15 protein-coding genes are annotated in these 22,835 nt (G+C 71.0%); 9 read left to right on the top strand and 6 right to left on the bottom strand.

Going from position 1 to position 22,835, the window contains the following annotated elements; genetic code table 11:
* The first annotated feature begins 30 nt into the window (after nucleotides 1-30).
* The 7 genes from WME90_RS39450 to WME90_RS39420 all read left to right on the top strand — a co-directional run bounded on the left by WME90_RS39450 (nucleotide 31) and on the right by WME90_RS39420 (nucleotide 17,117).
* Nucleotides 31-5,439, top strand: a complete 5,409-nt coding sequence (locus WME90_RS39450) for a hypothetical protein (RefSeq protein ID WP_437277233.1) — start codon at nucleotides 31-33, stop codon at nucleotides 5,437-5,439.
* A gap of 918 nt (nucleotides 5,440-6,357) precedes the next feature.
* A complete protein-coding gene (locus WME90_RS39445) occupies nucleotides 6,358-6,843 on the top strand; it encodes a hypothetical protein (RefSeq protein WP_437277232.1) in 486 nt (161 codons plus the stop codon).
* Between the two features lie 262 nt (nucleotides 6,844-7,105).
* Complete coding sequence (locus tag WME90_RS39440) at nucleotides 7,106-9,277, top strand: hypothetical protein (RefSeq protein WP_437277231.1); 2,172 nt, start codon at nucleotides 7,106-7,108, stop codon at nucleotides 9,275-9,277.
* Between the two features lie 131 nt (nucleotides 9,278-9,408).
* A complete protein-coding gene (locus tag WME90_RS39435; protein WP_437277230.1) occupies nucleotides 9,409-11,670 on the top strand; it encodes a hypothetical protein in 2,262 nt (753 codons plus the stop codon).
* Nucleotides 11,671-12,087: 417 nt separating this feature from the next.
* A complete protein-coding gene (locus WME90_RS39430; protein ID WP_437277229.1) occupies nucleotides 12,088-13,260 on the top strand; it encodes a hypothetical protein in 1,173 nt (390 codons plus the stop codon).
* Between the two features lie 132 nt (nucleotides 13,261-13,392).
* Nucleotides 13,393-14,691 carry a hypothetical protein gene (locus WME90_RS39425; protein ID WP_437277228.1) on the top strand — a complete coding sequence of 433 codons (1,299 nt, stop codon included), beginning with the start codon at nucleotides 13,393-13,395 and terminating at the stop codon, nucleotides 14,689-14,691.
* 416 nt (nucleotides 14,692-15,107) lie between these two features.
* Nucleotides 15,108-17,117: an eCIS core domain-containing protein gene (locus WME90_RS39420; protein WP_437277227.1), complete on the top strand. Its 2,010-nt coding sequence runs from the start codon at nucleotides 15,108-15,110 to the stop codon at nucleotides 17,115-17,117.
* 25 nt (nucleotides 17,118-17,142) lie between these two features.
* Here WME90_RS39420 and WME90_RS39415 read toward each other — a convergent pair whose 3' ends face one another.
* Nucleotides 17,143-17,538, bottom strand: coding sequence for a hypothetical protein (locus WME90_RS39415; RefSeq protein WP_437277226.1), 396 nt, complete (start codon nucleotides 17,536-17,538; stop codon nucleotides 17,143-17,145).
* 236 nt (nucleotides 17,539-17,774) lie between these two features.
* Between WME90_RS39415 and WME90_RS39410 the strand changes: the two genes are divergently transcribed.
* Nucleotides 17,775-18,428: an MEDS domain-containing protein gene (locus tag WME90_RS39410; RefSeq protein WP_437277225.1), complete on the top strand. Its 654-nt coding sequence runs from the start codon at nucleotides 17,775-17,777 to the stop codon at nucleotides 18,426-18,428.
* A 53-nt stretch (nucleotides 18,429-18,481) separates the two neighbouring features.
* On the opposite strand, the gene WME90_RS39405 is transcribed toward WME90_RS39410, so the two are convergent.
* The 3 genes from WME90_RS39405 to WME90_RS39395 form a co-directional block, all read right to left on the bottom strand.
* Nucleotides 18,482-18,868: a VOC family protein gene (locus tag WME90_RS39405; RefSeq protein WP_437277224.1), complete on the bottom strand. Its 387-nt coding sequence runs from the start codon at nucleotides 18,866-18,868 to the stop codon at nucleotides 18,482-18,484.
* A 108-nt stretch (nucleotides 18,869-18,976) separates the two neighbouring features.
* On the bottom strand, nucleotides 18,977-19,585 hold the full coding sequence (locus WME90_RS39400; protein ID WP_437277223.1) for a GyrI-like domain-containing protein: 609 nt from the start codon (nucleotides 19,583-19,585) through the stop codon (nucleotides 18,977-18,979).
* A 264-nt stretch (nucleotides 19,586-19,849) separates the two neighbouring features.
* Entirely contained in the window at nucleotides 19,850-20,545 is a 696-nt protein-coding gene (locus tag WME90_RS39395) for a TetR/AcrR family transcriptional regulator (protein WP_437277222.1), read from the bottom strand.
* Between the two features lie 83 nt (nucleotides 20,546-20,628).
* Between WME90_RS39395 and WME90_RS39390 the strand changes: the two genes are divergently transcribed.
* Entirely contained in the window at nucleotides 20,629-21,765 is a 1,137-nt protein-coding gene (locus tag WME90_RS39390; RefSeq protein ID WP_437277221.1) for an FAD-dependent oxidoreductase, read from the top strand.
* Between the two features lie 106 nt (nucleotides 21,766-21,871).
* Here WME90_RS39390 and WME90_RS39385 read toward each other — a convergent pair whose 3' ends face one another.
* Nucleotides 21,872-22,210 carry a type II toxin-antitoxin system VapC family toxin gene (locus WME90_RS39385; protein WP_437283723.1) on the bottom strand — a complete coding sequence of 113 codons (339 nt, stop codon included), beginning with the start codon at nucleotides 22,208-22,210 and terminating at the stop codon, nucleotides 21,872-21,874.
* A 53-nt stretch (nucleotides 22,211-22,263) separates the two neighbouring features.
* A complete protein-coding gene (locus tag WME90_RS39380) occupies nucleotides 22,264-22,503 on the bottom strand; it encodes a hypothetical protein (protein WP_437277220.1) in 240 nt (79 codons plus the stop codon).
* Nucleotides 22,504-22,835 lie beyond the last annotated feature (332 nt).

Raw genomic sequence — 22,835 nt, 5'->3', positions numbered from 1 at the left:
CACGATGGGCATGGTGCAAGAGTAATCGCCGTGGATCTCGACACCTTGGTCGCGCCCGCTGCCCGCCGCGCGCTGCTCGGTGCGGCCCTTGCCCTCGCCCTTGGCGTGGCCCCCGGCGCCCCGGGGTCGCGCGAGGCAGCGGCCGCGGAGCCGCTCGCCTGGGTGGCCCCCAGCAGCGCGCGGATCGTCTCGTGGACCAGCGGCCAGCAGCAGGGCGCGCCTGCTCGGGAGAGGACGAGCGCCGCGCCCGTCGCTGCTGATCCGAGCAAGCCGGTCGCGCTCACCACGGAGCAGCTGCTCCTCGTGCCCGTGGAGCCCGGCGACCGGCTGGAGGTGCGCGGCGACGTCGCGGGCATCGGGCTCGGCTCCGGCATCGCGGATACGCCCGACGTGATCACGTGGATGCCGCTGCCGCCCCTCAGGGCGGGCGCGCGCGACGTCGCGGTGCCGGCCTGGTCGAGCGCGCGCTTCGTCGTCCTGCGCGCGGCCGCCGCGCGCGGCGCCGCGAGCACACAGGTCGCCGTGCGGGTCGCCGCGCGGGAGAGCGCGCCGCTCGTCTGGTACCGCCTCGACGAGGACGTCGCCGCATGGCTCGGCGGCCGCGCGCCCGCGCCGGCCAACGCGCCGGGCGAGGCGGGCGCGCTGCTCCGCTGGGTCGTCGCCGCGCGCGCGGCGCTCTCCGCGCCGGGCGCCGCGAGGGCGTCCTCCGCGCGCCTCGACCCGGCCGCCGCGCGCCTCGACCCGGCCGCGGCCGCATGGCTCACCGCGCGCTACCTCGAGGAGTCGCTGCTCGTCCGGCCGCTCGTCGAGCCGTACTTCGTCGTGCGCGACGTCGAGCTGCGCGGAGGCCGGGAACGCTCCGAGCTCCCGGCCGTCGAGCGCGCCACGCCATGGCGCTCGCTCGGCGCCGGGGCGCGGCTCGAGCTCCGCGCGCCCGGCGCGGACGTGCTGCGTATCGCCCTCCGGGCGCGCGCCTACGGCACCACGCGCGTCGTTGTCCGCGCCAGCGGTGCCGTTGTCCGGGAGCTCGCCTTCCGCACCGGCGCGCGGCTCGCGGACGCCGCGCGCTGGAGCGAGCCGCGGTGGATCCGCGTACCGCTGCCGGTCGACGCGCGCGCGGCGACCGTCGACGTCCTCGAGGGAGAGATCGCCGTCGCCGCCAGCGGCCACCAGCAGCGCGCCGGCGTCGCCGAGCTCCTCACGCCGCAGCGCGACCGCGCCGCGCTGCTCGATCGCGCGGCGCAGCGCGATCAGACCGGCGACGGAGATCGCACGCCGGTCCACGCCGAGGCCCCGCGGCTCCTCGCCGCCGCAGACCGGGCCGCCGCGCCGGCCGCCGCGAAGGCCGCGCTCGACTTCGCCGCGCGGCCGGCCGTGCCGCCGTCGCTCCGGGCGCTCGTCCTCGCCGAGTCGGTGCGGTGGGCGCCCTCTCCAGGCGCGGCGTTCGCGCGCGCGGCGCAGGCCTATGCGGCGGCGCAAGGCGATGCGGCGCCGCAAGGCGGTGCGGCGGCGCCGCGCAGCACCGCGCCGCCGGGCAGCACGGCGGCGGGCGCCGTGTCCCTGAAGCGCGCCCTCCTCGCGCGGCTCGCCGCGGTGCACGCGGATCCGGGCGCCGCGGACGCGCCCTGGGCTGCGCACGCACGGCCCGAGACGCCGCGCGATCCCGCCGGTGGCCGTGCGCACCCGGACGACGTCGCGGCCGTGGCCGCGCTCGGCGCCGCGCTGTCGCCCCAGCGCGACGGCCGCCGGCCGGCGGGGGCGCCGGTCGCGGAGCGCTATGCGCTCGGCCACGGCGACGTCGAGAGCGCGGCGCCGCTCGCGCGCACCGCCTGGACGCGCGAGGCCCCCTGGGATGCGCTCGACATCCCCGACGGCGTCATCGCGTGGAGCTCGATCGCGCCCCCGCGCGACGCGCTGCCGCCCACCGAAGCCGGCGCCTCGCAGCGCGTCGCCACGGACGGGCTCTGCGAGGTGGACGCGGAGTCCGGGCTTCGCTGGACGCTCCTCGACGCCGCGCGCGCGCAGATCGACGTCGAGGCGCTGCCGGGCGCCCACGCGCGGGTGCTCCTGCGGAGCGCCTCGAGCCAGGTCGTCCCCGAGTCGTCGGTGCTCATCGACGGCACGCCGGCCGCCGTGCACGGCGGCGCCGGGCTCACCTCGGTCGTCGCCGTGGCGCCCGGGGCGCGCACCTTCCAGCGGCCGGCGGGCTCCCCGCACGTGCTCGCGCGCATCCCGCGCAGCGGGCGCGCTCCGTGCGCGTCCCTGCGCGAGATCGTGCAGTGGGCCTGGGTCGACGGCGCAGCGATCTTCGCGCTCCCCGACCCGGAGCGCGCCACGGTGGCCCGCGTCGTCATCGCGCCGCCCGCCGTGATGAGCGAGGCGGCGCTGGCGTCCGGAGCGCCGGGCGCAGCGGCGCGGACGCCCGGAGCGCAAGGCGCGCCGCCCGCCGCAGGCGGCCCCGCGCGCGTGCTCCGCGTGCGCGCTGGCGCCGCCGTCCACGAGGCGTGGGTGCGCGCTGGCGCCACGGGCTCGATCGAGATCCCTGTCCCCGCCGGCGCACACGCGCTGCGCATCGAGACCGACGCGCCAGCGCTGCTCCGCGCCGCGGTGCGCCTGCACCCGGTCGATCCCGGAGCGCCGCGCGTCGTCACGCCGGCGCGCCCGCCGGCCGGCTCGCCCGTCGACGGCACGCTCGAGCAGATCCGGGGCGCCACGCGCGCCCTCCGCGCCGCGCCCTCGCCTGCCCGCGCGGGGCTCCACGCGCAGCGGGCCGCGGCGCTCGAGGCCCTCGGCTTCCCGGCGCTCGCCGCGCTCGACCGCCCCGCCGCCGACGAGCCCTGGGACGCCGGGCAGCTCCCTGGCGCGTCGATCGCGGGCGCGCCGCCGAGCACCGTCTTCTCCCTGCCGCCGGGCAGCCCGACGGCCGTCGCGCTCGGCCTGCCCGCGCGTGTGCCGCCGCTCCCGCTGCCCGACGACCGTGCGCCCCTCGCCGCCGCGCGCGGCGCGCACAGCAGCGGCGACCCGCGGCGCGGCATCGCGTTGCTCGCGGGCCCCGCGGGTGACAGCGCGGGCGCCGACGCGCTCCTGCTCGGCTTCCTCGCCGAGCGCTCCGGCGACGCGCAGATCGGCGCGGACGCCTTCACCCGGATCGGGCTCGCCCACCGGTCCGCCGCCGCGCTCGCGCGCGCAGCGAACCTCGCCACCGACGTGGCCGCCGCCGCTGCGACGCCCGATCGGCGGCTCACCCTGCGCGCCCTCGCGCTCGCCGAGCTCGCCGTGCAGGAGTCCGCCCGCGAGGCTGGCGCCGCCCAAGGCGTCGCGCCCGCGGCCGCCGGGAACACCGCGCCCGCGGCCCCCGGGAACACCGCGGCGAGCCCGGCCGCCGCTCCTCCGGCCGGCGCTGCATCGGCCGCGCCGTCGCCGCCGCTCCAGCTCCCGCCGGCCGCCCTCGCGCGGCTGGCCCCGGTGACCGGCTGGGCCGTGCCGCCGCGCGCCGACGCCACGGCCGGCACGGCGACGCTCGAGATCCGGGCCAGGGCCGATCGCGATCTGCCGCTCCGCGTGCGGGTGCGGCGCGCGCTCGTCGATGCGCCGGAGGCGTCGCTCCTCATCACCGACGGCGCGCGCGCCGAGTTCCGGCTCGACCGCCCCGCGCCGGGCGCGATCGTGCTCGACGGCCTCTGCCGCGCGCTCGACCGCGAGGAGACGCCCTGTGCGTTCTCGATCGCGCTCGACGGCGAGCCGGTCGCGTGCTCCGCCGCGTCGGCGCCGATGGCGGACCGCTGCGTCGTGCAGGTGCCGCGGGGCAGCCACCGCATCGAGGCGCGGCCTCCGGCGGACCGGAGCGTCCTCGGCTGGATCCGCGCTACCGCGGCCGGCGCGGCGCAGCCCTTCTCTGGCCGCGTCCTCTCGACCTGGAACGACATCGACCCCGCGCGCCCCCTGGAGCTCGCGTTCGTCGGCCCGACCGTGGTGCGCATCCGCGCCCGCGCCGCCTACGAGTGCGCGTCGCCCCGCGTGCGCGCCGCGCCCGCGGACGGCGGGGATCCGGCCTGCCATCCCGAGGTCGCCGCGGCCACGCCGTCCGGCCAGCTGCGCTTCTCGGTGGCGCCGCTCGACGTTGACGGCGGCGAGGCCGGCAGCGGCGCGCCCGGCGAGGCCGGCAGCGGCGCGCCCCGCGCGCTGGAGGAGGGGACCATCGCGCTCGACGCCTCCGAGGACCGCGCCGCGCGCCGTCTGGGCGTCACGCGCGAGCCGTTCTTCTGGCTCGGCGGCGAGGTCGAGTCCCGCGTCGCCGTCCTCCCCGAGGGCCCGCACGTGCTGCGCGTCGCCTCGCCCGGCGGCAGGGCGCTGCTCCGCGTCGAGCTCGCCGTCGCGAGCGGCGCGCCCCGCCCCCGCGTGCCGCCGCCCGCGCCGCCGCCGCCGCCTGCGCCGCTCGCGCCCGCGGACGAGGCGCTCCGGCCGGCGCCCCCGGTGGGAGAGGATCCGGACGCGGGGCCGCTCACCGTCGGCGGCTACGCGCGCCTCGTCGACAGCGAGCTCGCCGAGGAGGACTTCCGCCTCCCGCTCCGCTTCCTGGAGCTCGGCGTCGACGCGCACCGCGAGCTGATCGAGCGGCGCGCCTGGATCGCGGCCGCGGGGTTCGGTCGCCTGCGCGACGGGCCGGCGAGCTTCGGCGCGGAGGCGCGCTTCGACCTGAGCTCGAGCGGCTGGGTCCCCGGCGGTTCGCTGAGCGGCCGCGTGGTGTTCCAGCCGGACGCCAGCGACGCGATGGGCGCCAGGGCGAGCGCGAGCGCGTTCTGGTCCATCCCGCTCGGCGGGCTAACGCTCTCGCCGTGGGCGGGCTTCACGTGGCTCGCGGTCGACGAGTCGCTGCGAGGCTTCACCGGCGCCGACAAGGACGTCTACACGCCGTACGGCGCCAAGCACGGCACCCAGGCCTCGCTCGGGGCGCGCCTGCGGTACCGGCCGTTCGTCGACGCGCTCGTCACGGCGGGCACGTCGCTGCGCCTGAGCCCGGTGCCGTCGACGCTCGACCGCATCGACGCGACGCTCGACCTCGACCTGCTCCCCGGCCGGGGGCTGTGGCCGTGGATCCAGCTCGGCTGGCTCGCGAGCTACGGGCCGGTGAACGAGACGCGCGACGAGGCTTTCCTGCGCGACGCGTTCACCGCGGGGCTCACGTTCTGGAGCTGGCTCGCGCGCGGACACCGCGTCTCGCTCGGCGCGGAAGGGACGTTCCTGTTCGACGTCCCGAGCCCAGCCGAGACCTCGCCGCGCGTCTCGGGGCTGGTCTTCGTCCGTTACGACTACACCGCCCGCCGCGGCCTCCGCGACTTCCCGCCGGCGTCGACGCCGTTCCGCGACCGGCAGGAGGAGGGGAGCGGGCGTATCGAGCGGGAGCGGCCGGCCGTCGAGCCCTCGTGGCAAGAGCCGTGAAGCAGGCTGCCCGGTCGGCGCCCGGGTGGTGACGATGAGCTGCGGGGCAGGAGAGCGGTCATGTCACGCTCAATTCGTGACGTGTCACGCTCGATCCGTGACATGTCACGCTCGAGCCGAGGCATGTCACGACGGACCGCTCTCTCGTCGCCGCCAGCGCTGCCGTGGAAATGCGCCTGATCTCGCTGGCCGAGGGCTGGCCCGACGATTGCTATTATCTCTAGGAGACGATCGCCAGGCAAGGTGATCCATCGCGCCTGACGACGGCTCGCCCGGTCGCACCGGCGACTCCACGCCATCCACCGCCCCTCCGCGCCTCGCGGCCGCGGCGGTGAGCACCTGCTCGGGAACGATGTCGAGGAGATGGATTCAAATCGAGGTGCTTGAACCATTCACGCGAGAGGACGGACGCCAAAGCATGAGTTCAACGATGCGACCCGCCCATTCGCGCCCTATATCATCGCTCGGTGCCTTGCGTCCGGCGTCCGTGGAGGGGCCCGAGAGCGGTGATGACCATGGTGAGACCACGCATCGTCGCCGCCCCGCTTCGATCTCCGCACCGCGGTCCTCGCGGCTCGGCGGCGCCCTCGCCGCGGCGTCGGCGCCCGCAGGCCGTGGAGTGAACGCGGCCCCTTCGATGCGTGGATAGATTGTTGATATCGCATCGCTTTTTCAGGAGGGGGCGGATCGCACAAGGTCTTTCTATGTCAACCAGCGCGCGCGGCGTGGCTGACGATGGGACGGCGCTGCGAGGAGCTTGATTTTCTTGTCACGAATGGCGAGCGGAGGCGTGACAGACCGGCTTCTGACGGTCATTCAACGAACCATCCACCCGCCAGGAGCTACATCAGGCGCGTAACGCGCTTCGTCGGGAGCGCGAATGACGGGCGAGGGATGCCCGCTTGTCCGAGGTGAACCATGAAGATTCATAAGATTGGCCTGGTCATCGGGTTGGCCGCGGCTGCGCTTGGCCTGGGCGTGTTGGGTAGGAGCGCGGGCCTCACCGCGAAGCTCGCGAGGCTCGGCGCGCCGGACGCGCCGCAGACGGCGGCGGCCACGGCCGCGGAGGCGGTCACCGGCGCCCGCGCCGACGGCTCGGCGCCGCGGTCTGCGGCGCCGAGCCTCCGCCTGGAGGGGCTGCTCGCCTCGCTGGAGGGCGCTGTCGCGCGGGAGCTCGACGCCTTCTGCGAGCGCGCGAACGTCGGGGCGGAGACGAAGCAAGCTGTCGCGCGCGTGCTCGGTGAGCACCGGAGGCACAGCCTCTCGTTCGTGGGCCACCCGCGCGGCGACTTCCTGATGGATCGGTTGAACCGGTTCACGCGAGCGCGCGTGATCGCGCTGCTCGATCCGGATCAGGAAAAGGCCTTCGACCAGTCGGAGCTGCCGGGCGCGCTCGGCGAGTAGGCGCCGCGCAGGGCCGAGCTCGGCTCCGCCTGCGGCGGGGGCGGCTGGCCGATATCGAGATCTCATCGAAGCGCCGGGCGCAAGGGCCCGGCGCACGGGACACGTGTTTTCTTCGTGCAACGACGAAATCCATTGAATCTAACCTAGGGGAAGAGAGATTGTCATGAGGCGTTCCAGTATTCTCGCAGCAGGTTGGTTGTTGGCGCTGGTGGGCGCTGGTTGCGACGGATGGCCGGGCCCACACGGGGACCCGACCGACAGGGTGTGGTGCTCCGTCAAGAAGACGCAATGCTCGGACTGGATCGTTAACCAGGACGGTATCCCGCAGGTTTGCCTCGCGGTCACCCGGGACGCGAACGGGGTCACCGCGCTCGTCCCGCAGGATCCTGAGGGGATCGGGCAAGCCAAGTGCTTCGATCCGAACCTGCAGACCCCGCAGGAGGCATGTGAGGTCGAGTGCCAGTGGCTGAACCCGGTGATGCAACCTCCTGTCACGAACGCGCAGGGGCAGGTGATCTCCGGCGCGCCGCGCTGCGTGGCGCAGGTCCTCGACGATCCGGCCAACCCGAACGACGGCGTGCAGCCGGGCGAATGCGTCGAGTCGAGCAGCCAGCCTCTCGAGTACGACAACGAGATCCCCGGGGCGCCGACGAGCCCGGATTTCTACGGCGACCTGGCCGGCTCCGGCTCCATGACGTTCGATGGGTCAACCCATGTCGTGCAGGTCACGGGAGGGTTGATCTCGCTGAAGACGCCCGATCCGACGTGCGCGAACAGCCCTGGCGTATGCCGCATGCGGGTGAACGCGGTCGAGGTTCACTACGATACCTTCTCGATCGACGGGCACGCCGTCAGCGGCTTGAAGGTGTTCCTCGTCGAGCCTCTCGACACCCTCGCCTTCCCGATCGAAGGGACATCGGAGGTGGCCTTCGTGATGCTGAGCGGCACGGTGCTGAACGCCACCGGCACGGTCGATGGAGAGAGGGTCAGCCTCAGGGTCCAGACCACGTCGGAGATCAACGGCACCTACGACTGGCAGACAGGGGCCATCACGCTCGGCATCGACTTCGCGGGAGCCCTCGCGGGACAGCCCGTGAGCGGGACCGCCTTGGTGACCACGGACCAGATCGGCAACCGGCCTCCGATCGCCGTCGCCGGGGCGGATCAGACCGTGGCGGCGACGGGCTCCTGCGAGGCGCTCGTGGCGCTCGACGGCAGCGCGACCGCGGACGGTAACGGCAACCTGAGCGAGCTGCTCTGGTCGACCGAGACCGCGACGCTCGGGTCCGGGCCGACCATCCAGGCGTCGCTCCCGATCGGGGAGCACCGCGTGAAGCTCACCGCGCTCGACGAGGCAGGCGCGTACACGTTCGACGAGCTGATCGTCACCGTGACGGACGAGACGCTGCCCGAGTTCGTGGCGCCGGCGGCGGCGGAGCAGGTGTGGAGCTGCGCGCCGGGTGCGAGCACGGTGACGCTGCCGGTGCCGCAGGCGGTGAGCCCGTGCAGCGGCGACGCGCCGGCTGTCACGGGGCAGGTGGTGTCGATCAACGGCGCTCCGGCCTCGCTGCCGGTCGTCGACGGGCACGTCTCGCTGCCGGCGGGCACGAGCGTCGTCGAGTGGACCGCCACCAACGACAACGGGTCGGTGACCATCACCCAAGAGGTACACGTCGCCTCCCAGCCGACGCTGTTCGCCACGAGCTCCCTCACGGTCGGCGACGCCGTCCAGGTCAACGCCGACGGCGGCGTGCGCGGCACCCTGATGAGCGTGGGCAGCAGCCCCACCACGCTCCGCAACGACGTCCGGCTCGGCGACGTCTTCAGCCTGCCCTCGGTGACGGTCATGGACCGGGGGGTGCTCGCGAGCCTGCACCACGGCGGGGCGTTCACGCTCGGCAACCAGGTCAGCATCGGCGCCATCGTCGCCGACTCGGACTTCCCGCAGCCCCAGATGCCCGTGCTGCCGGCCATCGGCACGGGGCCCGGCGTGACCGTCGAGCCGGATCAGACCGACTCCATCGCGCAGGGCAGCTACGGAAACGTGGTCGTCAGGTCGCGCGCGAAGCTGACCCTCGCGGCCGGCGTCACCACCATGGAGCGGCTGGAGCTCTCTCCGCAGGCTCAGCTCGTGGTCCCGAGCGACGGTAGCGCGCAGCTCTTCGTGCGCGACCAGCTCGTCTTCCAGGGCTCCGTCACCAGCGTGGGCCCCTCGGGCTCCACCGTCGCGACCCCGCTCTACCTCGGCTTCGCGGGCGCCGAGGGCAGGCTCTCCGCCGACTTCTGGGGGGTCGCCGTCGTACCGAACGGGCGGCTGCTCATCGAGAGCGCGAGCTCCCCCTCCTCGCCCTCCGCGCGCGGGCGCTTCTATGCCCAGTCGATCGATGTCCAGGCGGGCGTCCGCCTCAAGCACGACAGCGTCTTCTGCCAGTGATCCGCGCGGGAGAGCCGCAGGCGCGCAAGGCGCCTGCGGCTCTCCGCGTCCCCTTTCCCCCCCCGGCGCGGCCGTCGCCGCGCGCACGCCCTCGCAGTCGGCTCGAACGACAGATTGTAAGAGAGGATTTCATGTCAAAGCGATGGAATGTGATTGCGACCATGGTATGGGCCGCGGCCGGCGCAGGGTGTGACGGCGAGCTGCCCCCTCCTCCGCTCTCGCCGGAGCCCGACAAGGTCTACTGCCGCGCCGAAGTGACCGCTTGCGCCCGCGTGGGCAGGAACGCGCAGGGCGAGCTGGAGTGCCAGGAGATCGAGACCAACCCTGACGGCTCGGTGTTGTGGACCCCGCTGTTCGGGAAGAACGAACGCTGGACGTGCTTCGATCCAGGATCGGACACCCCCGAGAACGCGTGCAACGCGGACATGTGCGACAACCTGAATCCTGTGTTCACTCCCGCTCCCGCGCCGGGCCAGCTGGGCTGCCGGGCCTTCCCCCAGGCGGACGAGACCCATGGCGACGCCGTTCACCCCGGCGAGTGCGACCACTCCTTCGACCAGAGCAGCCAGCCGCTCAGCGCGATTCCCGGCCCGACGTTCAGCCCGGACTTCGATCTGGGCCTGGCGGGCACCGGGGAACTGACTGTCGGCGACGGGCTCAGCTTCGTGATGCTCGAGCGGGGGCACGTGTCGCTGAAAGCCCCGGACCCCACCTGCACGAACAGCCCGCTCCACGGGTGCCGTATCCGGATCAACGATCTGGAGGTCGAGTATGAAGATTTCGACTACGACGATCGGTCGATCGTCGACTTGACGGTGTTCACGGCGAAGCCCGTCGACTCCTTCGCGGCGTCGATCGACGGCACGCGCCTGTTCCTGTTCTCCATCCCTGCAGGCACGGAGTATCATGCGACAGGGCTCATCGACGGCGTCCGGTACACGCTCGTGCTGCACTCGGACAACGCTGTCACGGGGACGTACGACACGGAGACCGGAGAGGTCACGTTCAGCCTCCAGTTCAGCGGCGAGGCATTCGGCGCGAGCGTGGCGGGATCGCTGTTCGGTGGCACGAACGTTGTCTACAACCGTGCCCCCATCGCCCGCGCCGGTGAGGATCTGCAGGTCGCCGCGACCGACGCCTCGTGCGCGGCGGAGCTGGTCCTGGACGCCTCGGCGACCACGGATACGGACGGCGATCTGCTCCGGCTGCTCTGGTCGGAGGACGGGGCGACCATCGGAGCCGGCAGCTCGGCGCCGGTGAGCTTGCCGATCGGCCACCACGCCATCACGCTCGAGGCGTTCGACGCGGCGGGAGCTTACTCCTACGATAACCTGTCCATCACCGTGACGGACGAGACGCTGCCCGAGTTCGTGGCGCCGGCGGCGGCGGAGCAGGTGTGGAGCTGCGCGCCGGGCGCGAGCACGGTGACGCTGCCGGTGCCGCAGGCGGTGAGCCCGTGCAACGGCGACGCGCCGGTGGTCACGGGGCAGGTGGTGTCGATCAACGGCGCTCCGGCCTCGCTGCCGGTCGTCGACGGGCACGTCTCGCTGCCGGCGGGCACGAGCGTCGTCGAGTGGACCGCCACCAACGACAACGGGTCGGTGACCATCACCCAAGAGGTACACGTCGCCTCCCAGCCGACGCTGTTCGCCACGAGCTCCCTCACGGTCGGCGACGCCGTCCAGGTCAACGCCGACGGCGGCGTGCGCGGCACCCTGATGAGCGTGGGCAGCAGCCCCACCACGCTCCGCAACGACGTCCGGCTCGGCGACGTCTTCAGCCTGCCCTCGGTGACGGTCATGGACCGGGGGGTGCTGGCGAGCCTGCACCACGGCGGGGCGTTCACGCTCGGCAACCAGGTCAGCATCGGCGCCGTCGTCGCCGACTCGGACTTCCCGCAGCCCCAGATGCCCGTGCTGCCGGCCATCGGCACGGGGCCCGGCGTGACCGTCGAGCCGGATCAGACCGACGCCATCGCGCAGGGCAGCTACGGAAACGTGGTCGTCAGGTCGCGCGCGAAGCTGACCCTCGCGGCCGGCGTCACCACCATGGAGCGGCTGGAGCTCTCTCCGCAGGCCCAGCTCGTGGTCCCGAGCGACGGCAGCGCGCAGCTCTTCGTGCGTGACCAGCTCGTCTTCCAGGGCTCCGTCACCAGCGTCGGCCCCTCGGGCTCCAACGTTGCGGCCCCGCTCTACCTCGGCTTCGCCGGCGTCGAGGGCAGGCTCTCCGCCGACTTCTGGGGGGTCGCCGTCGTGCCGAACGGGCGGCTGCTCATCGAGACCGCGAGCTCACCCACCTCGCCCTCCGCGCGCGGGCGCTTCTATGCCAAGTCGATCGATGTCCAGGCGGGCGTCCGCCTCAAGCACGACAGCGTCTTCTGCAGCGCGCCCTGAGACGCGCGCGTCAGGATGGCGGCGCCGCGCGGCCGGCGCAGCGCTCATGACCCGAGGCGACCCGCGCGCCAGGATTCCTATCCTGGCGCAGCGCCGACCTGCCGCCACGATTCCATCGGACTCCACGGCCGCGCGAATCTCTGCGAGCCCCGTCGCCGTGGGACACCTCGCCCTCTACCGCGCGTGCGACGAATACTCGACATAACACTCGACACGAAATCAATACAACCCCCTCGCATTGACCCGCGATCTGCGGTGAGCTACGTTCGGCCCATTATGCGTCGAACCATGATATTGGGCACTGCAGTCGCATTCAGCGTGCTGCTCGGCGCTGGCTGTTCTGAGGTCGAATGGGAGGGAGGCGTCACGTCGCTCTCCGCGCACTTTCGTTATCACATGCGCGAAGACGATACGCACGTGTGTAGCGACATCCACTCGGCCCTCGAGCGACACTTGCAAGTGATGACGGCGGAGCTCGGGATCGACTGGCCAGAGGATGCCGTGATCGACTACTACAAGTTCCGGGACGTACAGGACTCCAGGGCGCACTCCGGGTGCGGGGGCTCGATCGCTTCGTGCTACTCGGACGACGGGCTCAGGTCGCCCTTCGCGATGGACCCGCACGAGCTGATACACGCCTACACGATGTCGCAGTGGGGCGACAGCGCGTCGCTGCTTCGAGAGGGGATCGCGGTGGCGCTCTCGTGCCGGCCATGGGGACGTGTCGGCCAGGGGTTGGCCTGGCAGGACGCCTTCGCAGGGACCGAGGTGGTCGACGACTCCAGCTACCTGCTCGCCGGCGCGCTGGTGACGCGCCTGCTCAGCGAGCACGGCGGCATGTCCAAGTTCCGGCAGCTTCATCAGAGCGTCCCGCGCTTTAGCCCGCCCGAGTACTTCGCGTCCGCGTTCCAGCGTGTCTACGGCGTCGACATCGATACCGTCTGGTCGGCCTTGTTCGCGGGCGTGCAGATCCCTACCTGCCTCCCCATCTGGGCCTGCGCGGCCGGCGAGCTCTCGGAGACCGACCTGGTCGGGCCGACCTGCGCGGGGACTGGAGAGCGCGTCTTCAGCACGGACACGCCGAGCGTGCTCCTCACGGAGGGACCGCCGCTGCGCGCCATCTCGTGCGATCGAGGCGGCCGCGAGGTGTTCCTGGGCGGCGAGGATCCCGTCTTCGGGACGGTTCGAGGGCAGCACTTCTGGCCTGCGCTCGGGGAGCGGTTCGCGCTCACGCGGATCGGAGAAATGAACGATATCGCTGCGCTCGCGGAGCCCACGCGCACGGAGCTCCGCGCGATCGAGGCGTGGTCCAGCCCGACCTGCGGCGAGCCCGAGGCCGTCCGGTTGCCCTCCGACGCGATGAGCACGTTCGTGCTGCCGGAGGCCGGGCAGAGGGTGCGCGTGCTCGCCGACGGCGAGCGGCAGCTCGGCGCGATCACCGACGGCGGCGTGGCGGCGTTCTGCGAGGACTGTGACGCCGGCTGCGTGGACGTGATCGGCTTCACGACGCTTCCGCGGCTGGACAGCGCCGTGCTCGAGATGCGCGCGCCGCTCGGGCTCGGCGCCTTGCGCGTGCACCCCCTTCCTTGACCTCGGACAGGAGGCGTCGCGCCGGGCGCGCGCGGGGGTTCAACGCATGCAGATGACGCCGCCCTCCCGCGGACGACGGATCACGGTGGTCGGGAGGCCGGGAGAGGTGTCGCGGGAGAGGTGCTGATCGTCATGAATCGAGATGTGCTCTGCGGTGTCGCGGCGACGCTCCTCGCGCTGCCCGGCTGTGATTCTTACGCCGTCGATTGGGACGGCGGGATGACGTCGAGCTCCGCGCATTTCCGCTACCACGCGCGCGAGGGGGACGAGCACGCCTGCAGCGACGTCCACGCCGCCCTCGAGCGGCACCTCCAGCGGATGACCTCGGAGCTGGAGATCGAGTGGCCGGACGACGCCGTCATCGATTACTACAAATTCCTTGACCAGAGCGATTTCAATGAGCACTCAGGGTGCCCGAACGGGAGCAGCGGGTGTTACTACCGCGGTGAGGTCCGCGCGACGCGCCCGTTCGAGCCTCACGAGCTGATCCATGCGTACGTGGGCCCGCGCTGGGGGCAGAGCGCGCCGGTGCTCAACGAGGGCCTCGCCGTGGCGCTCTCGTGCTCCCCGTGGGGCCACGCCCAGCGGACACGGAGCTGGCAGGAGGTGTTCGACGAGGCGAACGACAGCGGCTTCGCCTACGTCCTCGCGGGGGCGCTGGTGACTCACCTGCTCGACGAGCACGGCGGCGTGTCGAAGTTCCGGGAGCTCTACCAGAGCCTCTCGCCCTCGACCCCGGCCCTGTATTTCCCGCAAAAGTTCAAGGCGGTCTACGGCGTCGACCTGGAGACCGTCTGGTCGACCTTGCTCGGCCGCCAGCGCATCCCCATCTGCCGCCCTGTCTGGGCCTGCGCGGCCGACGAGCTTTCGGCGAGCGATGAGGTGGGGCCGACCTGCGCGGGCTCCGGCGAGCGCGTCTTCAGCACGGAGACGCCGATCAGGCTGGTCACGGAGGGATTGCGGCTGCGCGCGATGGCGTGCGACGGCAGCGGACGCGAGGTGCTCCTGAGCGGCGGGGATCCCAGCCTCGGCGCGGTTCGAGGGGAGCACTGGATGCCGGCGCTCGGGGAGCGGTTCGCGCTCACGCGGATCGGAGAGGGGCGCGACATCGAGTGGTCCATGGTGCCCACGCGCACGGAGGTCCATGCGACGGCGGCGTGGTCCGCGGCGATGTGCGCCGAGCCCGAGGTCATCCGGCTCCGGCCGGACACCATGAGCACCTTCGTCATGCCGGAGGCCGGCCAGATCTTGCGGCTGGCAGCGGATCGAGACGAGCAGTTCCAGGTGGTCGCCAACGGCATGGTGCTTTGCCGCGGCTGCGAGGAAGGCTGCGCCGACGTGCAGAGCTTCGCGCTGCTCCCCAGGGACAGCGTGCTGGAGAGGCGCTTTCCCAGCCAGCTCGGCGTGCTGGAGATCTCGCCCAACCCCTGAGCCGGCACCGCCCGCGCCCCGGTCGCCGTCCAGCGCTTCGTCCCACACGCCCTTCCCGGCATCCTAGCGGCGCGCGGCTCCTGCCTAGAACAACGGCGTCCCAAGGCGGGAAGATGATCATGGTTTTCTTCGCGCCTTCCCGCCTTCATGGTCAAATTTGACCATTACCCTCGCCTGTCTAGCGGCTGAGCCCGTATCCCACGAACCTGCTCCCCGCGATAAGACCTCGGAAAACACGCGCCTGACGGACAGCGAGGGCGATGGCGGCGCGACGACATCGCGCCCGGGTCTCGCGCAGCGTCGCGGCGGGCTCATCGCCTTCGGACATGATAACACTCGATCCATCATCCGGGAGGCTTTGCATGTTGACACTTGACCGGAAACGCCCCGCGCCTTCCGTGCGCTCTCCCCTCCAGATGTCCGAATCTCGGGATCAGACGTCGGCGCCGACGAGCCCGCTCTGGTCTCGGTCGGCCTCGTCCAGAGGTGTCCGGGCCACGGCCCGGCACGGTGCCCAGCTCGACTTCGCCCGTATCGCCATCACGCGACCACCGATCCTGCGCAAGCCGGCCGTCAGCTCGCCGGGTGACCCGTACGAGCGCGACGCGGACGATGCGGCCGACAAGGTGATGCGCATGGCCGAGCCGGCGCCGATCGGCGCGGCGCCGGCCGTGGTTCAGCGCCGGTGCGCGACCTGCGAAGGCGAGGAGGAAAGCGTGGTCCAGCGCGAGCGCGCGCCGTCGCTCGAGCCCGGCGCGGAGCTCGACGTGGAGTCCGCCGTGCGCGCCGCCAGGCGAGGTGGAGAGCCGCTGCCGGGCGCGCTCCGCTCGTATTTCGAGCCGCGCTTCGGGCACGACCTTGGCAACGTACGGGTACACGCCGGGGGCGAGGCGGCAGACGCGGCCCGCGCGGTGCAGGCGCGGGCGTACACGGTGGGCGGCGACATCGTCTTTGGCGCCGGCCAGTATGCCCCCGGCACGGAGGCGGGGAAGCGGCTCCTGGCGCACGAGCTCGCGCACGTCGTGCAGCAGCGCGCCGCGCCTGCCGGATCCGCTGGCCTGCTCCAGCGGCAGCCGGCCGAGGGCCCGTCGCCGGGCTGCGGGCCGCGCTTCAAGCGGCGATTTCGAGGGAAGGTCAACGCAGAGCAGCCCGAATCGCACCGCGGCGTCCCGCGCATGTACTACGCGACGACCCAGCAGGACGAGAAGGTCCCAGGCCGTCCGGTCGAGCCGCTCATCGCGGGAACGGAGCTCGACGCCGGGGAGACCGGCGGCTACGGGGGGCTGTGGCGGTCGGTCTGCTCTAAGACGTCGACCTTGCCCGCCCAGATCCTCTGGGTCCTGGACGAGTATGTCTCGAACCTGGACGCGCAGCGGACACGCGAGGCGGAGGCCGCTGCTGAAGCCGGAGCGGTGCAGGCTCCCGATGCGTCGAACGAGCCTGCGGACGGAGCGGACCTCCTCGCCCGGCCGGCGAGCGAGATCATGAAGGACAGCAGCTACATCGACAACCGCATGAAGTCGGTGAGCTTCTACGCCGGTGAGCTGGCGGTCATCGATTACGAGGACGGGAGCCAGCTCAGGGTGGGGCTGGTACCCCGGCACATCAAGGCTCCCATCGAAGGCGTCGACTATCGCACCCCCCGCTCGGAGCACATCCTTGTCTCGTCCAGTGAGCGGGGAAAGATGGGCTATATCCCGCGCGGGCGGGAAGCTCTCCTCCACCTGCCGGACAGCATGACCGCGGGAGAGGCGATCGAGGCCTTGAACCGCACCGTCACCTTCAAGCGCGATCCCGCCAGCAAGCGCATCGTCCCGACGCAGATCAACGACCTCACCGCCCCGCGGCTCTGCCAGGCGCTCAGGGAGGCCGAGGCGGAGTTCGTCAGGGACTTCGATGCGTTCGCGTCCGGTGGCGAGAAGATCAGCAAGAAGGCCGAGCTGATCTTGCACATCGCGTCGCTCCTGCCGGGCGGCGGCGCCGTCGCCAGAAGGCTGGAGGCCAGCGCTGCCAGCAAGGCGGCGTCGAAGGCGGGCGAAAGCCTGGTGGCGAGGCTGGCAAAGAGATTGACCGATGCGCTCCCGGGCGGCGGAGCGCTCGTGGAGATCCTCGAGGACGGTGTATACCTGGGGTCGGTGCAGGTCAGCCGTACGGGGACGACCCTCGCCGTCCGGTATATCTTCATCGAGAACGTCGGCAGGGTCGCCAACCAGGGCAAGATGATGCAGATCGCCCTGGAGGGCGCCGCCGTTCAGGTCGCCAGGGAGGCTGGCCTCAAGGAGGCCCGTGTCATTGTCGAGCTCGTCGTCAACGCCAAATGGGCCGCCTACCTCGAGTCCATCGGGTACACAAGGTCCGTGCTCACCAAGGTTGGCAGCGTGGGCTTCGAGGCCGTGTACCTGAAGGTCCTGAAGGTCGTCGAGTAGGAGGCCCTCGGGATCACCCGCTGGGCTACAAGTCCGGGAGATCGATCTTTTCGAGCTCGAGGAGCAGCGCGAGGTTCGCGGGATCGGTGCGCGACGGCGCGAAGCCGATCCACCGGAGGCCGCTGGCCCTCGCCTTTTCCCAAGTCGCGCGGCATGCCGCGAACCAGTCACGGACGAGCTCGTCGTGGCTATCTCGGAACTCTTCCGGCCGGTACATCATGGATCGACAGGACTGGAGCATGATGAGCGTCTTGAGCGTCGACAATTCGACGTCGCGCGGCCTCTCATCCGACCAGACCAGCATCCCCTTGGTCAGCTCGTAGCTCACCCTCGCCACCGGATCCTCCGTGAGCGCCTCGATCTTCGCCCGGTCGGCGGGCGGGAATAGATCGTTCGAGTCACTGTCAGTCGGGTCGTTCATTCGACGAGCGTACACAGCAGTCAATACCTCGTCCAGGAGCAGCCGCGTGGCACGGGTTATGCCAGATCATGCTAGCAGCCCGTGCACCCCGGCAAGATTTTCCGGAACGAACGAGGCGGCTCTTCCGGAACCAACGCCGGACACGCTCACGCAACGCACCGCGCGGATGCTAGAGGCCAGGATGGGTCGACGCTGACGCGAAGAGGTGGTAGACGCACGGGTCCCAGGAGTGCACCATGGCGCCGACACGTACGCGAAAAGTGAGTCTCTGCGGCAAGGAGCTGCACGGCCTGCAGCACATCTGCGCGTTCTTTGATTCGCGCAAGGAGATGTACGACGTCCTCAATCCGTACTTCCAGGAAGGAATCGATACCGGCGACGAGGTGGTGACCATCCTCGAGTCGAGCGTTCACGACGACCATGTGAATCGGATGCAACAGGGCGGCGTGCCCGTGCAGGATGCGATTCAGCGTGGCCAGCTCAAGGTCGTGCCCTCCGAGGAGACGTACATCCAGGACAACGTGTTCGTCGTGGACCGCATGTACGCGACCGTCGAGGGCGTGCTCAAGGGCGCAGCCGAAGGCGAGTTCAAGTCCGTTCGCACCTGCGGCGACATGGAATGGGCGCTGAAGAACCTGCCGGGCACCGAGGAGCTGATGGTCTACGAAGCAAAGCTGAACACGTTGACGCACGAGCACGACTGCACGCTTCTTTGCTGCTACGACGTCAATCGCTTCAGCGGCCGGGTGATCGCCGATGTGCTCGCCACGCACTCGCACGTGATCATCGGCGGCCACGTACACGAGAATCCGTACTACCTCGACCCGGTGACGTTCCTGCGGAAGCTCGCGCTGCGTCGGGCCCCGGTGTCTCTCACGAACGAAGGCTGACCGTCACGCCTTCGGCAGGTCCGCGTCACGCGGCAGGCGCTCGTGGTCGCGGGTCATTGGCCGGCAGGCGGCTGCCAGAGCTCTACCTTGTTTCCTTCTGGATCGATGACCCAGGCAAACTTCCCGTACTCGGAATCGTCGATCTTCTCGAGGACGTTGCAGCCTTCTTCGCGCAAGACCTTGACGAGGGCGTGGAGATCCTCGACCCGGTAATTGACCATGAACGTCGCGGTGCTGGGCGCAAACTGGTCGCTCTGCGCCGGAGCAATGGACCAGGCGGTCGTTCCGGCGACCGGCTTGCCTTCGCCGTCGGTCCAGGTAAAAGCCGCGCCGCCCCATTCCTGGACATCGATCCCGAGGTGACGCTTGTACCAGGCCTGTAGCGCCGGAGCGTCTTTGGCTTTGAAGAAGATGCCGCCAATGCCAGTGACTCGCTTCATGGAACCTCCGAGGACGGTTTGTGGTGAGGGAGAGCGTGTTTTCTGCTACCTGACGCCCGCGTCGAGCCGCGCCGCGGAGCGGCGTCGGCTTGAACGATCTGCTGGCTATCACTCCATGGGTTGGCGGATGATGGTCTTCCACCTGGCCGGATCGGCGCGGCGTATGTCGCTCAGATACACCTCATGGTGCTTTCCTGCAAGCGCCGAGCGCGCACAAATGAAATCATGGACTCGCTGAATGGTCGGCCCTTCTTCGGTGAAGGGGCCGATGTGAAGTATCTGAGCGCATGATCCTTCGGTGAAGCTCTCCAGCCTGAGCGCGCCTACCGCGGGGAGCGCCTTCTTTCGCCTCACCTCCACCATGGCCGCCCGGATCACCGCCTCCTCCACGAAATGAGGCTGCATGATCATCATCGTCCATTTCCACCTCGACCTGTCGTTCGAGGTGAAGACGGACATGTCATCAGACCACCAAAGGCCTTCGAGAGGCATGACCGCATAGTCGACCCCTCGCGCCCCCTTCTTTATCATGAACTTCGTCGTGTAGGCAACGGAGAACAGCGCTTCCACCGCCTCGGCGTACGCCTGTGATGTGTTGGGGTCGCCCTCGCCGTCGATCATGAGGAACTGCAATGTTGGCACTTCGACCTGGACCACCTCCTTCGCGGATGCCTGGTAGAGGTGTTTGAGCTCCCTCTTGAGATCAACCTTCGACACGAATGCACCTGATGATGGCCAGCGCGTTGCCGCAGAAATAGACAATGGCGTCGGCGGCTTCCCGGTGAGCCGCTCTCTCGACGTCGCTCATGGTGCAGGGAGCTTACCGCAACTTCGGCCGGGTCACGAGCCGGGCCCGCCTCGGCGCGGGTCCTGGGCGAGGGGCCTTGGCTCGCGGCGACCCCGGTCCTTGGTCCGCTGCCGGCGACGCCCGGCCTGCAGGTCACGCAGACCGACCGGCGCTTGCACCGCCGCGTCCGCGGCTCACTCCGAGCCCGCGACTCCGGCGAGGATCAGGTCGATCCCGGCGAGGAACTCTTCGCGGTCGTCGTGGCCGGGGAGGTGGGCGGCGACGTTTCGCGTGAACGGGTACTCACGGGCGTCGAGCTCGCGCCAGCGCGCCGCTGCCGCCTCGAGGACGTCGACGCGGTTCGTCGACGGCCCGAGCTCGCGGCGCGCGAACTGGCTCGCCGTGGCGTTCTGGATGCTCACGCCGATGACGTAGCCGAGCAGCGTCGACGCCGCGGTGAACTGGGCCCTCCCGCGGACGCCCAGCGCCTCGACTTGACGGCCGAGGCGCTCGTAGATCCGCAGCATCGGCGTCTCCCACGGAGCGCGCGAGAGCTGCGCACCCACCCACGGATGCGCCTCGATCGCGTCGAACACGCCGAGCGCGACGCGATGGATCGCCTCGCGCGGCTCGGGCGAGCCGCGCACTGCGCCCATCGTGCGCGCGATCACGGCGTCGGCCGCGGCGACGAGGAGCTCGCTCTTGTTCGTGACGTGCCAGTAGATCGCGCCCGAGCCCGTCGCCAGGCTCGTCGCGAGCGCGCGGAACGTCAGCCCCTCCTCACCGTCCGCGTCCAGCAGCGCGATCGCCGCCTCGACGATCCGCTCGCGCGAGAGCGCATCCTCGCGGCGCTTCTCGCGGTCCGGCCCTCGCGTCGCCTTCTTCGCCAAGGCTCCATCTTGACAGGTCTGGAACGGCGCTCCAAGTAAATGAATGGAACGATGTTCCAGAATGAAGGCCGAGAGGGATCACGATGACTTCTATCTCCATCATTGGCGCCGGACCGGGCGGGCTCACCCTCGCGCGCGTCCTCCACGTCCACGGGATCCGGGCGACCGTGTACGAGGCGGACGCCTCCGCCAAGGCGCGTACCCAGGGCGGGATGCTCGACATCCACGACTACAACGGCCAGCTCGCGCTCAAGGCCGCCGGCCTCTTCGACGAGTTCCGCCGCATCGTCCACGAAGGCGGCGAGGCGATGCGCATTGTCGATCCGCAGGGCACCGTCCTCCTCGACCAGCCGGACGACGGCACCGGCGTTCGCCCCGAGGTGCTCCGCGGCGACCTCCGCCGCATCCTCCTCGACTCGCTCCCGCCTGGCACCGTGCAATGGGGCCGCAAGCTCACGGGCGTGCGTGCGCTCGGCGACGGAGAGCACGAGCTCACCTTCGCGGACGGGTCGACCGTGACCACCGGCCTCCTCGTCGGCGCCGACGGCGCGTGGTCGAAGGTTCGGCCGCTCCTCTCCGACGTGAAGCCCGAATACATCGGCACCGCTTACATCGAGACGTACCTGCTCGACCCCGACGCGCGGCATGCCGCCAGCGCCAAGCTCGTCGGCGGGGGCGCGTTCTACGCGCTCACGCCCGGCAAAGGCATCCTCACGCACCGTGAGACGAACGGCGTCCTCCACACCTACGTCGCGCTCACGAAGCCAAAGGCGTGGATCGAGGGCATCGACTTCACCGACCCGAAGGCGGCGCGGGCGCGCGTCGCCGCGGAGTTCGAGGGCTGGGCTCCGGCCCTGACCGCGCTCATCACCGACGGCGAGACCGATCCGGTCCCGCGCATGATCCACAAGCTCCCCGTCGGGCATCGCTGGGATCGCGTGCCCGGCGTGACGCTCCTCGGCGACGCAGCGCACCTGAGCCCGCCCGACGGGGAAGGCGCAAACCTCGCGATGTACGACGGCGCGGAGCTCGGCAAGGCCATCGCCGCGCACCCGAATGACCTCGAAGCCGCGCTCGCCAAATACGAAGAAGAGATGTTCGCTCGTGGAGCGAAGGCCGCCGCCGAAGCCGCGGCGACCTTCGAGCTTTGCTTCGGCGAAACCGCCCCGCACGGCATCATCGCCTTTCTGTCGGGCGGGGAAGCGCTGTCGAGCGGCTGAGACGTGTGGCTGCCGTCGAGGCGCTGCTCGTGCTACGGCCGCACGTCGGTGAGCGGCGGCGCCGTCCGCGATGCAGGAGAACTGCACGTTCCGCGAGCTGTGGTGGTCATGCATCTGCCCAGATCACACGGCCATCGTAGGGCGTCATGAGCCGATCGGCGGTGACGAGCTGGATGTCCTCGACCTGGGCCTGCGCGACCAGGATCCGATCAAATGGATCCTTGTGATGCGGGGGAAGTCCGGCGACCTGGAGGGTGTGCCGTTGCTCGATGGGCAGAGAAAGGTGACCGAGGGCGGCCATGCGGGAAGGAATGTATTCGGCAGGCGGGATGGGAAGGGAGAGCTTTCCGAGCGCGTGCTTGATGACAATTTCCCATGCTGTCGCTGCCGAGATGTAGACGTCAGTGCCTTCTGCGACGAGCATCTCTACGACGTCGCGCCTGATCCTCTCGGGGTCGGCGACGAGTCAGAGCCAGCAGTGTGTGTCGAGCAGCACCCTCATGTCTCGCCATCGAACGCTCGCTGTAGGTCCTCCGGCAGCGGCGCGTCGAAGTCGTCGGCGATCTGGACCGCACCCCGATCCATGCCAAGCGCTGCCCGCTTGTCGCGTGGCGCAGCCTTCTGCGGGGCGGTGATGAGGACGATCACCTCCGCTGGACCTTCTGGAAGGTCTGCGGGCACCTGTAGTTCCACCCGACGGTCTGCGGGGATGACGATGGGGATCTTGGCGGCTTGCACGGTGCTTCCTCCTGTTCCGTTACCGGCGATCTCAGTCTAGCGTCAGAGCTCCCCGGCGTCACGCGCGATGCCCGAGGCGGGCCGCCCGGTGTGCGCGGCCCGGGCGGACACGTCCGGCGGGCGCCGGCTCGACCCGGCGTGATGTGCCGGAACCTGCGCCTGAACGACCGTACCCCGGTCTTTGCCCGCCCAACGCCTTGCCGGTCACCCGCGGGCGCTTCGCGCCTGTCGGGTGCAGCGGCGGGTTGGGCCGCTCCTTCATTCTCGTGCGCTTTTACCTCACGCTCGACTGACATCGAAGGCCGCGCACGGCACGTACGACGCACCCGCTC

It is taken from the genome of Sorangium sp. So ce375, from assembly GCF_051473855.1.
GTDB lineage: Bacteria > Myxococcota_A > Polyangia > Polyangiales > Polyangiaceae > Sorangium.
The sequence above is the reverse complement of the archived record's forward strand: the minus strand, read 5'-3'. Positions and strand labels throughout refer to the sequence as shown.

Bases quoted from the DNA above. Each gene is read 5' to 3' on its own strand.
- WME90_RS39390 (WP_437277221.1), top strand. From the start codon at position 20,629: ATGACTTCTATCTCCATCATTGGCGCCGGACCGGGCGGGCTCACCCTC.
- WME90_RS39435 (WP_437277230.1), top strand. From the start codon at position 9,409: ATGTCAAAGCGATGGAATGTGATTGCGACCATGGTATGGGCCGCGGCC.
- WME90_RS39405 (WP_437277224.1), bottom strand. From the start codon at position 18,868: ATGAAGCGAGTCACTGGCATTGGCGGCATCTTCTTCAAAGCCAAAGAC.
- WME90_RS39410 (WP_437277225.1), top strand. From the start codon at position 17,775: ATGGCGCCGACACGTACGCGAAAAGTGAGTCTCTGCGGCAAGGAGCTG.
- WME90_RS39445 (WP_437277232.1), top strand. From the start codon at position 6,358: ATGAAGATTCATAAGATTGGCCTGGTCATCGGGTTGGCCGCGGCTGCG.
- WME90_RS39425 (WP_437277228.1), top strand. From the start codon at position 13,393: ATGAATCGAGATGTGCTCTGCGGTGTCGCGGCGACGCTCCTCGCGCTG.
- WME90_RS39415 (WP_437277226.1), bottom strand. From the start codon at position 17,538: ATGAACGACCCGACTGACAGTGACTCGAACGATCTATTCCCGCCCGCC.
- WME90_RS39420 (WP_437277227.1), top strand. From the start codon at position 15,108: ATGTCCGAATCTCGGGATCAGACGTCGGCGCCGACGAGCCCGCTCTGG.